Source organism: Tardiphaga sp. vice304 (genome assembly GCF_007018905.1).
Classification (GTDB): Bacteria; Pseudomonadota; Alphaproteobacteria; order Rhizobiales; family Xanthobacteraceae; genus Tardiphaga.
The window spans coordinates 3,732,842-3,746,484 of the sequence record NZ_CP041402.1 but is presented as its reverse complement, the minus strand read 5'-3'; the positions used below and the strand labels follow the sequence as shown (position 1 = coordinate 3,746,484).

Annotated in this window: 14 protein-coding genes and 1 pseudogene; 10 read left to right on the top strand and 5 right to left on the bottom strand. The window is 61.9% G+C overall.

Annotation, left to right across the window (positions count from 1 at the left end; genetic code table 11):
- Positions 1–25 precede the first annotated feature (25 nt).
- A complete protein-coding gene (locus FNL56_RS17805; RefSeq protein ID WP_143574211.1) occupies positions 26–751 on the bottom strand; it encodes an SOS response-associated peptidase in 726 nt (241 codons plus the stop codon).
- A gap of 56 nt (positions 752–807) precedes the next feature.
- Positions 808–1,011, bottom strand: a complete 204-nt coding sequence (locus FNL56_RS17800) for a hypothetical protein (RefSeq protein ID WP_143578046.1) — start codon at positions 1,009–1,011, stop codon at positions 808–810.
- Positions 1,012–1,247: 236 nt separating this feature from the next.
- Here FNL56_RS17800 and FNL56_RS17795 point away from each other — a divergent pair, with 236 nt between their 5' ends.
- The 3 genes from FNL56_RS17795 (at position 1,248) to FNL56_RS17785 (ending at position 3,991) form a co-directional block, all read left to right on the top strand.
- A complete protein-coding gene (locus tag FNL56_RS17795; protein ID WP_143577461.1) occupies positions 1,248–2,072 on the top strand; it encodes an IS5 family transposase in 825 nt (274 codons plus the stop codon).
- 741 nt (positions 2,073–2,813) lie between these two features.
- Entirely contained in the window at positions 2,814–3,188 is a 375-nt protein-coding gene (locus FNL56_RS17790) for a hypothetical protein (protein ID WP_143574208.1), read from the top strand.
- Entirely contained in the window at positions 3,185–3,991 is an 807-nt protein-coding gene (locus tag FNL56_RS17785; protein ID WP_143574207.1) for a MaoC/PaaZ C-terminal domain-containing protein, read from the top strand. The genes FNL56_RS17790 and FNL56_RS17785 overlap by 4 nt, the downstream gene beginning before the upstream one ends.
- Positions 3,992–4,081: 90 nt before the next feature.
- Here FNL56_RS17785 and panC read toward each other — a convergent pair whose 3' ends face one another.
- Complete coding sequence (gene panC, locus FNL56_RS17780; protein WP_143582208.1) at positions 4,082–4,933, bottom strand: pantoate--beta-alanine ligase; 852 nt, start codon at positions 4,931–4,933, stop codon at positions 4,082–4,084.
- 380 nt (positions 4,934–5,313) lie between these two features.
- Here panC and FNL56_RS17775 point away from each other — a divergent pair, with 380 nt between their 5' ends.
- From FNL56_RS17775 to FNL56_RS17755, 5 genes and pseudogenes are all read left to right on the top strand, one after another.
- Complete coding sequence (locus FNL56_RS17775) at positions 5,314–6,189, top strand: alpha/beta fold hydrolase (RefSeq protein ID WP_143574205.1); 876 nt, start codon at positions 5,314–5,316, stop codon at positions 6,187–6,189.
- A gap of 39 nt (positions 6,190–6,228) precedes the next feature.
- On the top strand, positions 6,229–6,450 hold the full coding sequence (locus tag FNL56_RS17770) for a hypothetical protein (protein WP_143574204.1): 222 nt from the start codon (positions 6,229–6,231) through the stop codon (positions 6,448–6,450).
- Positions 6,451–6,489: 39 nt separating this feature from the next.
- Positions 6,490–6,750, top strand: a pseudogene (locus FNL56_RS17765) (type II toxin-antitoxin system RelE/ParE family toxin); the annotation flags it as partial.
- A 75-nt stretch (positions 6,751–6,825) separates the two neighbouring features.
- Positions 6,826–7,548, top strand: coding sequence for a VWA domain-containing protein (locus FNL56_RS17760; protein ID WP_143574203.1), 723 nt, complete (start codon positions 6,826–6,828; stop codon positions 7,546–7,548).
- Between the two features lie 43 nt (positions 7,549–7,591).
- Positions 7,592–8,320 (top strand): DnaJ domain-containing protein, encoded by a 729-nt coding sequence (locus FNL56_RS17755; RefSeq protein ID WP_143582207.1) that lies wholly within the window; start codon positions 7,592–7,594, stop codon positions 8,318–8,320.
- Between the two features lie 215 nt (positions 8,321–8,535).
- Here the strand turns inward: FNL56_RS17755 and FNL56_RS17750 are convergent, their stop codons facing one another.
- Positions 8,536–10,305, bottom strand: a complete 1,770-nt coding sequence (locus FNL56_RS17750) for a D-alanyl-D-alanine carboxypeptidase (RefSeq protein WP_143574201.1) — start codon at positions 10,303–10,305, stop codon at positions 8,536–8,538.
- A gap of 385 nt (positions 10,306–10,690) precedes the next feature.
- On the opposite strand from FNL56_RS17750, the gene FNL56_RS17745 reads away from it, so the two are divergent.
- Positions 10,691–11,026, top strand: a complete 336-nt coding sequence (locus tag FNL56_RS17745; RefSeq protein ID WP_143574200.1) for a phasin family protein — start codon at positions 10,691–10,693, stop codon at positions 11,024–11,026.
- A 63-nt stretch (positions 11,027–11,089) separates the two neighbouring features.
- On the opposite strand, the gene FNL56_RS17740 is transcribed toward FNL56_RS17745, so the two are convergent.
- Entirely contained in the window at positions 11,090–12,781 is a 1,692-nt protein-coding gene (locus FNL56_RS17740) for a pilus assembly protein (RefSeq protein WP_143582206.1), read from the bottom strand.
- 365 nt (positions 12,782–13,146) lie between these two features.
- On the opposite strand from FNL56_RS17740, the gene clpS reads away from it, so the two are divergent.
- Positions 13,147–13,479, top strand: coding sequence for an ATP-dependent Clp protease adapter ClpS (clpS, locus tag FNL56_RS17735; RefSeq protein ID WP_168204711.1), 333 nt, complete (start codon positions 13,147–13,149; stop codon positions 13,477–13,479).
- Positions 13,480–13,643 lie beyond the last annotated feature (164 nt).

Sequence of the window (13,643 nt, the reverse complement as noted above, 5' to 3'; positions counted from 1 at the left end):
CGGTAACCGCCGGGACCATTCGTCGTCATTCCGCCGCGGCATCGCCGTCCTTCTTGACGCCGCGTGCCATGATTGTTAGCGCGCCGTCCGGCAGCTTGCGCTGCAGAATTTTTGCTTCCTCCCACGGTGCCCGCAGCCAGGTGTCGACCTCGTCGGGTGTCGTCAGGATCACCGGCATCGCCTTGGGATGCACGGCGCCGACCTCGGCGTTCGGCTCGGTGGTCAGGAAGCCAAAGAGGTCAGCCGTCACCGCGCCCTCGCGCACCTTGCGGACGGATGTCCAGTTGGTCCACAGGCCCGCGAAGCAGACCAGCGGGCGGCTTTCGTCGAGCGCGAACCAGATGTCGCCGCCGGCATCCCTGTTGAATTCGCTGAAGGACGACATCGGCACGAGGCAGCGGTGCTCGACGCCGAGCCACGGCTTCCAGTGCCGGCTGGTGACATTGCGGATGTTGGTGGTGCCCTTGTCGGGCTCCAGCCGCAGCAGCTCGTTGAAATCGACCTGCTTGCCCTTCGCCTCGAGTTTCGCCGCCCGTTTGCTGGTCGCGTCGAACAGCGCTTTTGACGAGGACGGCATGCCCCACCTCGCCAGAGCGAGTTCGCGGCCGTCGGCAGTATTGCGCACGATCGGCGCCGGATAGTCCGGAAAGATACCGGGCATCGGCGGCAGGTTGCCGGCGCTGTCGCGGTCAACATGGAACAGGGCACGGATCGCGGCCTGGCCTTTGGTCAGGGAATACAGGTTGCACATGAGATTATCCTGAAGGGTCCGGCCGGCAGCGTCCAGACCGCCACACCCTCTGGCGGCTATGCTGCTCTTACGTCGCTCCACAGCCGATCGCGGATAATAGTCTCAAGCTCATTGAGAAGTCTATTGCCCACCCTTTCAAGCGCATCACGTTGTGGCCGCTCTCCATACTCCTCAAGTTCGTATTTAATGCGATGCTCACTAAGCGCGTCCCAACTTAGGTCTCCAATCGCCACGAACCTTGCCTTGATGTCTGCCGACATGAATATCCCCTGCTTTAATATCAGGGCATGATGTTCCCGAAGCTTATCTGCTGCCTTTCCATGTCGCAGCCAAAAGATGGCCTTTTGAAGCGCCTTATTTCTATTGTCGCTCGATTTAATTTCAATTTCGCTAGACTTCGAGAATTCGTTGTCTAAGAGGCTGACTGAAAAAGAAGCTGAGTGATTTCAGCCAGTTGTGATTCCTTCGGATTTGCGAAGATTCGAGGGAGAGCACGATGGTCTGGACTGAAATCACCCGCCGACACTATAGGCGGGCGAGCTTGCGATATGAAAGCGATACGACGGATGCCGAGTGGTTTGTGATGGAGCCGCTTCTGCCGCCTGCTTCGGCGCTCGGTCGCCCGCGTGCGACAGATATGCGAACGGTGATGGATGCGATCCTGTATATTGCGTCGACCGGCTGCCAATGGCGGCAGTTGCCCAAGGATTTCCCGCCCTACTCGACGGTGCAGGGCTATTTCTACGCGTGGTCGCGCGGCGGACTGTTTGCGTCGCTGAACTACACGCTCGTGATGGCCTCGCGCGAGGCGGCTGGCCGAGAGGCGAGCCCAACGGCCGGAGTGATTGACAGCCAGTCGGTGAAAACCACGGAAAGCGGCGGCCCCCGGGGCTATGATGCAGGTAAGAAAATCAAGGGCCGCAAGCGCCACATCGTCACCGACACGCAAGGAAACTTGGTCGGGCTGGTCGTGCACGAAGCCAGCATTCAGGACCGTGATGGTGCCCCGTGCGTTCTTGCTTCGATACGTTATCGCTATCCGTGGCTGCGCCATATTTTTGCCGATGGTGGCTATGCCGGAGATAAGCTGCGTCAAGCTTTGAAGCGCATCGGCAATTGGACGATAGAAATCATAAAACGATCCGACAGGGAGCAGGGCTTCGAAATCCTACCGCGCCGATGGGTCGTCGAACGAACGTTCGGATGGCTCGGTCGCTGCCGCAGATTGGCAAAGGACTTCGAGACCACAATCGCCAGCGCCGTTGCCTGGGCGTTCGTCGCTCACATTCGCGTCCTTATAAGACGGCTTGCAAAAGCCTGAAATCAAACGAATTCATTATGAGTCAGACTCTGAGATGAGCCAAATCCGATCCAAACGACGTCACCTTTACCTAGAAACTTCCCGAAAAATGCATAGATGTCGAAAGTCCCGCCGGAATTAGTCCAAGTTGCCAAGTGGCACCAATCGGAATCGTGTTCGTTACGAGCTAGCTTTGAATTTCGTCGCTTCAGGCCGCGCATTTCAAGGCGTAGTGCCAACTCAGTCGCAAGTCGTTGTCGAGTTGTCGCCTTAGTCGTTAAAGCCATTAGTTGGTCCTTTGTGAATGGAACTGGCGCGTCGGAATAGTTTAAGTTGCTTCGATTGGGACTTGCAAGCGACATCGTCGCAACTTCATCTTGATAACAGGCCTCACTGGCACCAGTACGATCAGTCAGCTTAGGCCGGATGGGCAATGTAACTCCACGTTTGCTGGTCTTTAGGCCCCGCATATCGCTGCGCTCATGTGGGCTATTACTAGGCTTCCGGATTTGCTGCGTCGTCCGACGTATCAGCGATCATTGTCCATGAGCGCGCCAGGCTAAAATGGCGGCTACAGCAGCCGTCACGGTCGCCAATCACTCCGCCGTTTCCTGATGACGGCGAGCGCCTAGTCGCCTTTGAATTTATTGATTTCGACATAAGAAGTGTTGCGCTTTCGTTGCCCACGAGCGCGCAAGCGCCGTAGCTTCGTAGGATAGGAGATCAATTTGGATTGTTAATGTTGGTGCTCTTGATCGGGGCTTGGACAGCGCCGATTATCTGGGCGTATTGGAAGGGCATCTCGGCCGTTCGTCATGCAACGATCCCGCTAATTGCGGTTTCTTTTTTCTCATCAGCCGTTGTCGGCGCGCCCTACGGTTGGTTCTTTTGGTTGCTGGCATAACTCTGCGCGGTGCTCGCAATGGGGGCCAAAAGGTGCGTCATATTCTTCGCTCAAGATTACGGAATAAGAGCCTCCGCCGCCTTGAACAGATCTTCCAGGCTTATTGCAGTGATCCAGCATCGGCTCTCGGAGAAGCCGTCAGTCGGATCGTCGCCCTTGCGCTGGCGTCGGCGATGCGTACCATCCCGGGCAACAGCGAACGCTCAAGCTCGCAGCTTCGGGAGAAAACATGACCAAACGGCTGGAACCGTACCGCGTGGAGGCGTTCAACACCGCCAAGGCGTCGGAAAACAAGATGCATGACGATCGCGTGGCGCAGAAATTCGGCTTCAGCGGCGCTCTGGTGCCCGGCGTCGACGTGCTGGCCTATATGATCCATCCGGCGGTCGAGGCCTGGGGCCGCGCGTTCCTGGAACGCGGGCTGATCGAGGCGCGCTTCACCCGGCCGGTCTATGACGGCGAGACGGTGCTGGTCACGGCCGAGCCGGACGGCGAGGGGCTGGCGTTGCAGGTCGAGGGCGGCGACGTCCGCGCCACAGGCTTGGCGTCGCTGACGGCGCGGCTGCCGGCTTTCGCGCTGGCGGATTATCCGGAGGTCGAGCCGGCGGCGGTGCGGGCGCCGGTGGATGCGCGTTCCTACGAAGTGGCCAAATGGCTCGGCAGCGCGCCGCGCTGCTGGCCGCAGGACGCCGCCGCGGAATATCTCGACGAGATCCGCGAGGCCGATCCGATCTATGCGCGCGAAGGCATGACGCATCCCGGCGTGCTGCAGCGAATCATGAACAAGGTGCTGGTCGACAATGCCATCCTGGGGCCGTGGATCCATGTCGGCAGCCGGATGCAGCTCTTGGCGCCGGCGAGGCTCGACGATGAGCTGGTGGCCCGCGCGCGCGTCACCGCGAATTACGAGAAGAAGGGGCATCGCTTCGTCGAGTTGGACGCGCTGATCGTCGCCAACGGCACCACGCCGGTGGCGCATTGCCAGCATGTCGCGATCTACCAGCCGCGCGAGCAGGTGGCGAAGCAGGACGCATAGCCCGGATAAGTCACCGCGCGCATCGCGCGCGGTGACGCCGTCCGGGGACAGCCGGGATGCGGATGGGTCGGCCCCGGATTGTCATCCGGGCTACACGCCGACATTGTCGATCAATCGCGTGTTGCCGATTTTCGCGGCGACCAGCAGGCGCAGCGGGCCGTCCTTGAGCGAGGCGACGGGCGCCAGCGATTCGGCGTGGCGGGCTTCCACATAGTCGAGCGCGAAGCCGCCCTCGGTGATAGCGTCGGCCGCCGCTTTCATCGTCGCCTTGATGTCATCGCCGGCTTTCAACCGCCTGGCCGCGTCCTTCAGCGAGCGGTACAGCACCGGGGCGGCGGCGCGCTGCTCGGCGCTGAGATAGACATTTCGCGAGGACATCGCGAGGCCGTCGCGTTCGCGCACCGTGGGCGCGCCGGTGACCTTGACGCCGAGGTCAAGGTCCCGCGCAATCCTTGTCACCACCTTCAGCTGCTGAAAATCCTTCTCGCCGAAGAACGCCATGTCGGGCCGGGTCTGGGTGAACAGCTTGCCGACCACGGTGGTCACGCCGCCGAAGAAATGCGGGCGGAAGCGGTCCTCGAGCCCAGTGGTCGCCGGCCCCTCGGTGAGGATCTTGGTGGCGAAGCCTTCCGGGTACATCGTCTTCACGTCGGGATTCCACACCAGGTCGACGCCCTCGGCGGCGAGTTTGGCTAGATCGGCCTTCCAGGTACGGGGGTAGGCGCCGAAATCCTCATTGGGGGCGAATTGCGCGGGATTGACGAAGATCGAGACGACGACGCGGCTGGCGCGGCGCTTCGCCAGCCGCACCAAAGCGATGTGACCGTCGTGCAGCGCGCCCATGGTCGGCACCAGCGCCACCGTCGCCTTGCGCGCGCGAAGCCCCTCCAAAGCGCGGCGGAGGGCGGGCAGGGTGCGGGCGATCAGGGGAGAGCGGGGCATTGGGGACGCGATCCTGGAAATGGCAGTGAGTCGGCTGCGGGGCCGCTGCCAACCTATCAAACGCGGGGGCGGCACGACTACCGCCAACAGGACCGGCATTCTGCCAACAGGAACCCGTGAGGGCGGATACCGTTGTTATGATGCCCGATTTGGGAGGTCCATCCCTGCCGGGAGACTAAAATAGTCGTTAGAATTGTCTGTAATTAATGACGTCGCCATTGAGCAGATGCACAATAAAAGGATGCGGCGCACAATGTTATGGCGGGCAAATCACACATTTTGACCTTCCTGTCATCGCGCTGTGACATATATATTGAAAAAGCCATCGGAGAGTCTGTCACCTAACTTACCGTAGCCGGCGAACGCCACTAGGGACCAACATGAAGCGCGGAATTCTTATCCTGCTTTCAGTTTGCGTACTGACCACCGTCGCGTATTTCACCGCGAGCAAGTGGGCGATCCGCCATGAGACGCTGACGTTCTACGACAAGGTTCGCGACCGCCCGGTCGAGATCGACGTGGCCGTTCGCCGCGACAAGGAAATGCAGGCCAATGCCGGCATGCTGACGCTGCCGGTCGCCATCCTCAACCACGGCAACACCGTCAAATTTACTGAGTACTCTTTCCTCGCCAACGTGTTCGCCGCGCGCGGTTACATGGTCGTGAGCATCCAGCACGATCTCGCGACGGATGCGCCGCTGGTGACCAAGGCCGGCGAGCTCTATGTCGGCCGGCTGCCGGTCTATAAGCGCGGCGTCGAGAACATCATGTTCGCGATCTCCGAGCTGAAGAAGATCCAGCCGAATTCCGATTACGATCACCTGACGATGGTCGGCCATTCCAATGGCGGCGACATCTCGATGTACTTCGCCAAGATGCATCCGGACGAAGTGCGCAAGGTCGTGACGCTGGATAATCTGCGCGTTCCGTTCATGACCGACGGCAAGACCAAGATCCTGTCGTTCCGCTCGCAGGACGCGGTGTTCAAGCCCGATCCCGGCGTCGTGCCGGATGCCGACATGTGCGAGAAGCTCGGCATCACGGTGGTCGATACCGGGGCGCAGCATACCGACATGAGCGACCGCGGTCCCGACGTGTTGAAGAGCAAGATTCAGGGCCTGCTCGACAAGTTCCTTGAGGACGACAACAAGCTGCCGGTGGTGAAGAAGCCGAAGGCGGCCGCGCCGACGCCGCTGAGCAGTGCCGCCGATCCTGCGCAGGGCCAGGTCGCGCAGTATCGACCGGGCGTGAACTGAGACGGTTCACTTCCCGTCGTTTTCTGCTAAACTTTCGAAATGTCCAAGCTCCTTGAAGAAGCTCTCATCGAAGTGCGCAAGCTGCCGCCGTCCGAACAGGATGGGGCAGCAGGGGCGTTGATCCACTATCTTGCGAGCCGGCACAATTCGCTCTTGAGCGATGATCAACTCGCCGAGGTAAGACGTCGCCGTTCCGACCCGGACCAGGTATTGGTATCGAACGAGCAAGCTCGCGAATTTATCCGGCGTCTCGTTTCCTGATCGCCGGAGATGCGGATCTCCTAAGACGATCGGGCGCTCGCTGATATTGCAAAGATTTACCGTTGGATCGCTTATGAGACACCGGCCGTCGCAGGCAAAGTGGTCTGGCGATTGTATGCGAGTATCGAAAGGTTGACCGACTTCCCCGACAGCGGTCGTCCCGGCAATGACCCCGGCACTCGAGAATGGATCGTTCCGAAAACACCGTACCTTGTCGTTTACGAAGTATTCGAGTCGTCGGATGAGCTGCGCGTCTTGGCCATCTTTCACCAGGCACAGGACAGGCAAAGTTCGAAATAGGACGTGTCGACGCACGCCATTGACCGGGTCACCTGCACTCGCCACATAGACAAAGCAATGTGCGCAGCGAGCCCCATGTCCCGCGACCCAACCATCCCCAAATCCGCCACTGACGCCCTGACGGCCCGGCCGTCGGCCGCTGCCGACATCGCCGCGTTCGTCGCCAAGGCCAAAGCGATGGCGCCGCAGGCCGGCGGGCGCGGGCGGCTGGTGTTTGCGCTGGATGCTACGATGAGCCGGCAGCCGACCTGGGACATGGCCTGCGCGCTGCAGGCCGACATGTTCCGCGAGGCCGCCTCGGTGGGCAGCCTCGACATCCGGCTGGTCTATTTCCGCGGCATGGCGGAGTGCCGCGCCACGGGCTGGATTTCGGACTCTGCCGAGCTGGCGCGGCTGATGGGCCGGATCAGTTGCCAGGGCGGCCAGACCCAGATCGGCAAGGTGTTGTCCGAGACCCGGCGCGAGGCGGTGGCCTCGGGCGTCCGCGCGCTGGTGTTCGTCGGCGACGCGATGGAGGAATCGGTCGATGAGCTCTGCGCCCGCGCCGGCGAGCTCGGCCTGCTCAAGGTGCCGGTCTTCATGTTCCAGGAGGGCCATGACCCCGCGGCCGAGCAGGCGTTTCGCGAGATCGCGCGATTGACGGGCGGGGCGTGGTGCCGGTTCGATCCGGGCGCTGCCGCGCAGTTGCGCGAGCTGTTGCGGGCGGTGGCGGCCTACGCCGCCGGCGGCCGGGCGGCCCTGATGCGGCTGTCGCAGACCGCGCCGGGTGCGGCAAAGCTGCTCGGACAGATGAAGTAGCGCACAGCTTTCGCTTCGGCCCGCAACCGCCTATCTATGCCCTATGCCTACTCTGATCGCCGGCGCGCTCGCCGTATTCGTCATTTACATGCTGCTGCAGATGTTTCGCGCGGCGAACCCGGCGATTCTGGCGCGCGGCGTCAAGATCGGCGGCGGCGTGGTGGCGCTGGCGGTGGCGGCTTTTACCGGCATCAAGGGGGAACTCGCGGTGGCGATCCCGCTCGGCATTTTTGGCGCCGGGCTGCTCGGCTGGTCGCCGTTCGGCACCGCCGGTTTCAGCAATATCGGCGGGATGTTCGGTGGGCGAGGGGCCAAGTCGGCCGGGCAGACCTCGCAGGTCCGCTCGCCTTATCTCGAGATGACGCTCGACCATGACAGCGGCGCACTGACCGGCGTCATTCTCGCAGGGCCCCACGCCGGCCAGTCGCTGGAGGCGTTCGACCTGCCGCAGCTGGCCTCATTGATGGCCGGCTCCGATGCCGAGAGCGTGGCGTTACTTGAATCGTATCTGGACCGCAGGTTTCCCGCCTGGCGTCAGGACGCGCAGCCTGACGGGGCAGGGCGGCACGACCGCGCGGCGTCGAGCGGCAAAATGACGGACGAGGAGGCCTATCAGATCCTTGGCCTGCAGCCGGGGGCGGGGCGCGAGGAAATCAGCCACGCGCATCGGTCGCTCATGAAGAAACTGCATCCCGACCAGGGGGGCTCGACGTACCTCGCGGCTCGGGTAAACGAGGCCAAGGACACTCTGCTTCGCACGCATCGCAACTAACTCCGAACGCTAACAACGCTGTTCTGAGCTTCTGGTCTCTGCAGGACGCCCCATCGCCCGCCGTTGTCCGGCGTGGTCGATCATCCCTTGCCTCCGTTCTAGCCGCGAAGTCTTGACGAGAGGTTTGCGTGGGCCCGATTTGTTTACCGTGAAACGCAAGATGGCCGGGACATCGTCCCGGCCATCCAAACAAGGTAAATGAAGGGTTTCTGCGCTCAGTTCTTGATGGTGATGCAGGAGATCTCGGAGCGCTTCAGGGTCTTGCAGACCGCTTCCGCCTGATCCTTGTCGAGGCCGGCGAAGCGGGCGCGGTACAGCTTCTTGTCGCCCTTCGACACCACCGTCTCGGTGAACGGATCGGCCTTGCCGAGCAGGCCGCGGGCCTGTTCACGGGCGGCGTCGAGGCGCAACTTGGCCTCGCCTTCGCTGTCGAGCGCGCCGACCTGGATGATCCAGCCGCTATGCGTAGCGATCACCGGCTTGATGGCGCCGTTCTGCTGCAGCGCCTGGGTCACCGGGGCGTTGCGCGGCGCGGGGGCCGGCTCGGCATAGGCCATCGCCTGGTTCTGTGCATGGTTGGCGGGCAGCACGCCGAGAATGCCCTGGCCGGTGCCGAAATTGGCGGGCTGGCGCGGCATCTCCGAGCGCTGGTACAGCGAGTTCGAGGTTTCCGCGCTGCGGCCGGCTTCGTTGCGTGTCACGGTATTGGTGACGGGCGGGGCTTCCGGGGCGGCCGAGGCCGTCTTGAACTGGCCGGACTTGACCTGCACGGTCTTGACCCGCACCGGCTTCATCGGATCGGACGAGCCCGGGATCAGCGCCAGCGGTGCGCCTTCGATGACGCCGCTGCTGAGCATGGCCGGCTCCGGCTTGCGCGGCGCCGGCAAGGCTGCGGTTGCCGCCGCCATCACCGATGGCTTCACGACCACGGGGGGAGCTGCGCGGACCGGCGTCTCGATCGTCTCGGGCGCGGCGGAGGCGACCTGCACGGCGCCGTTGACCTGCTTCATCTGCGTCGGGCGCGCATCGGCCTGCGCTTCGGCGACCTCGCTCGCGGCCTCGTTCGGATTGCGTTCGGTGATAGCGGCAACGGTGCGGCGCGTGCCGCCCTTTTCGAAATTTTCGGCCAGCAGGTTGCGCATGATGTTGTCGCGCGAACCACCGGAGCGGCCTCCGAGCACGACGCCGACCAGATGGCGGTTGCCGCGGCGCATCGAGGACACCAGGTTGAAACCAGAGGCGCGGGTGTAGCCGGTCTTGATGCCGTCGACGCCTTCGACGCTGCCGATCAGGCGGTTATGGTTGCGGATCACGCTGCCGCGCCAAGCGAAGGCGCTGGTCGCAAAGTAGCGATAATAGCGCGGGAAGCGGTCCTGGATCGCGCGGCCGAGCGTCGACTGGTCGCGGGCCGTGGTAACCTGCTCGTCGTTCGGCAAGCCGTTGGCATTGCGGTAGACGGTGCGGCTCATGCCCAACGCGCGCGCCTTGCGCGTCATCAGCTTGGCAAAATCGTCCTCGTCGCCGGCGATGGCTTCGGCGATCACCACGGAAGCATCATTGGCCGAACGCGTCACCAGGCCCTTGATGGCGTCTTCGACGCGCAGCGTCTGGCCGGGGCGCAGGCCGAGCTTGGTCGGCGCCTGCTCGGACGCGTATTTCGAAACATCCATTTCGGTATCGAGCGTCATCTTGCCGGATTCAAGTTTCTCGAACAGCAGATAAAGCGTCATGATCTTGGTCAGCGAGGCCGGGTGTCGCAAGGCGTCAGGATTGTTGGCGGACAGGACCGCGCCCGTGTTGCCATCGACCATGATCGAGGCGAACGCCGGGCTATAGCCGCCGCCGGTGGCGACACGGTGGCCGGAGCGATGGCGACGCCTGGCATCGGCGGGATCGGTGGTGAGGGCGATGGTCGCAATGAGCGTGGCCAGTCCGAGCGCGCAAATCCGCAGCGTGCGCGATGAAGCCAAAGTTGTGCGAAGCATGAACTTCCCCGTCCCGATCTTCCGTCTCATCACCGGTCCGTGAGGCTAAATTAAGCCCACGATCCATGATGCGTCGCCGTTCACGCGCTGCGCCTGAACACTCTCTCGACCGTGTCGCGGTCACTGTCGTTTCAGCTAAGAGATTGTGTCCATGCGGTTATTGGCCTCTCAGCCGAACGCAGCACTCCAAGGAATGAGGTTAGGACCGGCGAGTTTCCAAAAGGTTAAGCAACTCTTGCAGGGCAGCCGCGCATTTGTGCTCAATATTAATGTTGTGCAGTGCACAATAACATTTGACTGGATTGTGCGGTGCGATATACATGGGCGTAGTCAGAGGCCGGGCGACCGGAAACGGCTGACTTGTCAGTCTGGAAAGGGATCCACCATGATCAACGTCGAAGAAATGCAGAAATACGGCAAGGAACAGTTCGACAGCGTCGTCGCCTCGGCCGCCACCATGCAGACCAGCGCGCAGGCGATCGCCTCCGCCGTCAGCGATTACACCAAGAAATCCTATGAAGACGGCAATGCCTTCGTCACCAGGCTGTCGGGCGTCAGGTCGCTCGACAAGGCGATCGAGGCGCAGACCGAATACGCCAAGTCGTCCTACGAGGCGTTTGTCGCGGAATCGCACAAGATCAGCGAACTTTATGCCGACCTCGCCAAGCAGGCCAGCAAGCCGTTCGAAGGTTTCATCGCCAAGATGACGCCCGCCCGCTGAACCGTCACCACGCTTTATCAAAACGCCCGGCCGGATGGCCGGGCGTTTTAGTTGGCGCGTGCGCTACTTCGCGACGCGCAGTTGCGACAGCGAGTTGTAGATCGAGTTGAACGCCGTCACGGTCTGTGACGCCGCGGTGACCAGATAGAAATTGCCGCTATTGCTGGCGCAGTATTGCAGCACACTGGACGTCGGGTCGGCCGGCGATCCCGTATTGACCTGAATCGTGTAGATCGTAACGCCCGCCGCCTTGATGTTGTCGCACAAGGTCTTCTGGCGGTCGTCGATCATGGTGCCGGTCTGCGAGCTGCCATTGCCATATTCCGGCCAGCGGTTTTCCGTGTTGAGACCGTCCGACAGCAGGATGATCGCCTTCACATAGGTATAGTTTACCTCCTCGGCGGGGGCATTGAACGGTGCCGTCTGGCCCAGAGACTGCCACGCCAGCGCCATGCCGATTGGCTGGTTGGTGCCGCCGGTGCCCTGCATGGCATCAATGCCGGATTTCAGCGTGCTCCAGTCATAGCTCAGCGGCGTCACCGTCTGCAGGAGCGGCGAGTTGCCGGGCGCACAATAGGAATCCTGGTTCTCGTAATACTGCTCGGCGGGGAATAGTGATGCCGTCGTGCCCGTAACCGGCGCGCTGTTCTTGGTGTCGTAATCCTGGGTACGGTCTGCGATGCAGCCGCTCCATGTATTCCGGTTGTTCGGCGTCCAGACGTGGGTGTAGGTCGGCTGCTTGCAGACCTTGCTATTGTTGTTGCCGCTGCATGTGCAGGCGCTCGAGAAGCCGTTGCAGCTCGCATAATATCCCGAACTGACGGTGACGGTCGTACTGGAGGCGACGCTCGTGTAGCAACCGTTGATCAGGTAATGATAGGCGTATTGGTAGCTCGACCTGTCGGCGCCAGGGCAAATCAATCCGCTCGACGGGATGCTGCTGACGACGCTGGTGCTGGTGCCGCTGGCCATGCAGGTGAAGCCGTCGTAGTTCATCGACCAGGGGCACGACGAACCTGGCCCGATCTGCGACCAGTTGCTCGGCTTCTTGGCCGAGGTGTTGAGGTCCGGCGCTTCGGCCTCCCAGTCAGTCCAGTCGATCCAGCTGGCGTTATAGTTGCTGGCGCCCATATTGACGTCCTTGGCGAAGGGGACGACGGAGATGTAGACGTCGCCATTGGTCTTGGAGAGCGCGCTGAGCTGGTCGACCAGGCTTTTCGCCGCCGTCTTGAGCGCGGGCAGCTTGCCGTCCTGGTTCATCGAGCCGGTATTGTCCAGCGCCATCGCGACCCGCATGCGGGCATTTCCCCAGGTGGTGGTCGATGACGAATTGATGGCGAGACGCGGGAAGCCGACCACGTTCATGAATTCGGTTGGTACCGATCCGGCGCCCGAGACCTGAACGGTCGCCCCTTTGCCGGTGTTGGGGGTGTAGACGGCGGAAACCGTGATCGCCGGTGCGTTCGGGTTGGTGTACAGCGCGTTGAAATAGACGCTGGCCTTGGCCGTGATGTCCGCGGCCGTCATGCTGGGCGTCACCGCGAGGTCCTTGGAGACCATCAGCGCTGCCGAATCCAGCGCCACCTGCATGGAGGACCGGGCCGAGGAGGCGCGGGTATAATCCACGGCGGCGCCGACAAAGCCGAGCAGGGGGGCGAGCACGATGGCGAACATGACGGCAACATTGCCGCCTTCCGCAGGCAGGAAACGCTGCAGGAAATTCCGGGCCAGACGTGACGTCGATCGGTTAGACATGAATACCGCCGCGATTGAAGATACGGAGATGTCGCAGGCTGCGGTTAAACAGACGGTAAATCCTGCCCCGGGATTTCGTAAAAAAGCCCTCTATTTATCCAAAAGGTTGTGGTCGTTTGGCCTTGAACGTTAACCGGGGGTGAACGGGGTCCCCGGGGTTTTGCCGCTGGCGGTGGTCGGGTATGCTTGCAGAGAGCCGGTACGAAACCCATATTCGTTTCGTCGGCCGGCCGACAAGGCGCTGCCATTTCGGGCTGCGACGGTGCCGCCCACTCCTTCGGAGATTTCGACGACACGCCATGTTGCAGATAACCTCAGAATTAAATCCGTTGGGCCCGCCGATGGCCGCCTCAGATCCCGTTCGGATGGCCGGCGAGGATAACCGGTCGGGAACGCCCGGTGGGCCGAACGCATCGGTCATCACCAAGGTAAAGCCGAAGAGCAAGCGCCCCAATCTCTACCGGGTGCTGATCCTGAACGATGACTACACGCCGATGGAATTCGTCGTTCACGCGCTGGAAAAATTCTTCCAGAAAAACGTCGAGGCGGCGACCGAAATCATGTTGCATGTCCACCACCACGGTATCGGCGAGTGCGGCGTGTTCACCTACGAAATCGCCGAGACCAAGGTGACGCAGGTGATGGACTTCGCCCGCAAGCACCAGCATCCTTTGCAATGCGTGATGGAAAAGAAGTAACCTCTGCCGGTTGCTTCGATTTGAGTCCCCGAACGGGAACGGGATTTGTATTGTTTCAGGCAGGCGCCTGCGGGATGGCCTGTGGGCCGGCACCGCATCGACGATGCCGGCGCAGGAAGCTTGCCGGCTGCGGGCAAAACGACACGCCAACGGAACCGACCTTT

Coding starts and splice junctions, on each gene's coding strand:
- FNL56_RS17805 (WP_143574211.1), bottom strand. CDS start 751: ATGTGCAACCTGTATTCCCTGACCAAAGGCCAGGCCGCGATCCGTGCC.
- FNL56_RS17800 (WP_143578046.1), bottom strand. CDS start 1,011: ATGTCGGCAGACATCAAGGCAAGGTTCGTGGCGATTGGAGACCTAAGT.
- FNL56_RS17795 (WP_143577461.1), top strand. CDS start 1,248: ATGGTCTGGACTGAAATCACCCGCCGACACTATAGGCGGGCGAGCTTG.
- FNL56_RS17785 (WP_143574207.1), top strand. CDS start 3,185: ATGACCAAACGGCTGGAACCGTACCGCGTGGAGGCGTTCAACACCGCC.
- panC (WP_143582208.1), bottom strand. CDS start 4,933: ATGCCCCGCTCTCCCCTGATCGCCCGCACCCTGCCCGCCCTCCGCCGC.
- FNL56_RS17775 (WP_143574205.1), top strand. CDS start 5,314: ATGAAGCGCGGAATTCTTATCCTGCTTTCAGTTTGCGTACTGACCACC.
- FNL56_RS17770 (WP_143574204.1), top strand. CDS start 6,229: ATGTCCAAGCTCCTTGAAGAAGCTCTCATCGAAGTGCGCAAGCTGCCG.
- FNL56_RS17760 (WP_143574203.1), top strand. CDS start 6,826: ATGTCCCGCGACCCAACCATCCCCAAATCCGCCACTGACGCCCTGACG.
- FNL56_RS17755 (WP_143582207.1), top strand. CDS start 7,592: ATGCCTACTCTGATCGCCGGCGCGCTCGCCGTATTCGTCATTTACATG.
- FNL56_RS17750 (WP_143574201.1), bottom strand. CDS start 10,305: ATGCTTCGCACAACTTTGGCTTCATCGCGCACGCTGCGGATTTGCGCG.
- FNL56_RS17745 (WP_143574200.1), top strand. CDS start 10,691: ATGATCAACGTCGAAGAAATGCAGAAATACGGCAAGGAACAGTTCGAC.
- FNL56_RS17740 (WP_143582206.1), bottom strand. CDS start 12,781: ATGTCTAACCGATCGACGTCACGTCTGGCCCGGAATTTCCTGCAGCGT.
- clpS (WP_168204711.1), top strand. CDS start 13,147: ATGGCCGGCGAGGATAACCGGTCGGGAACGCCCGGTGGGCCGAACGCA.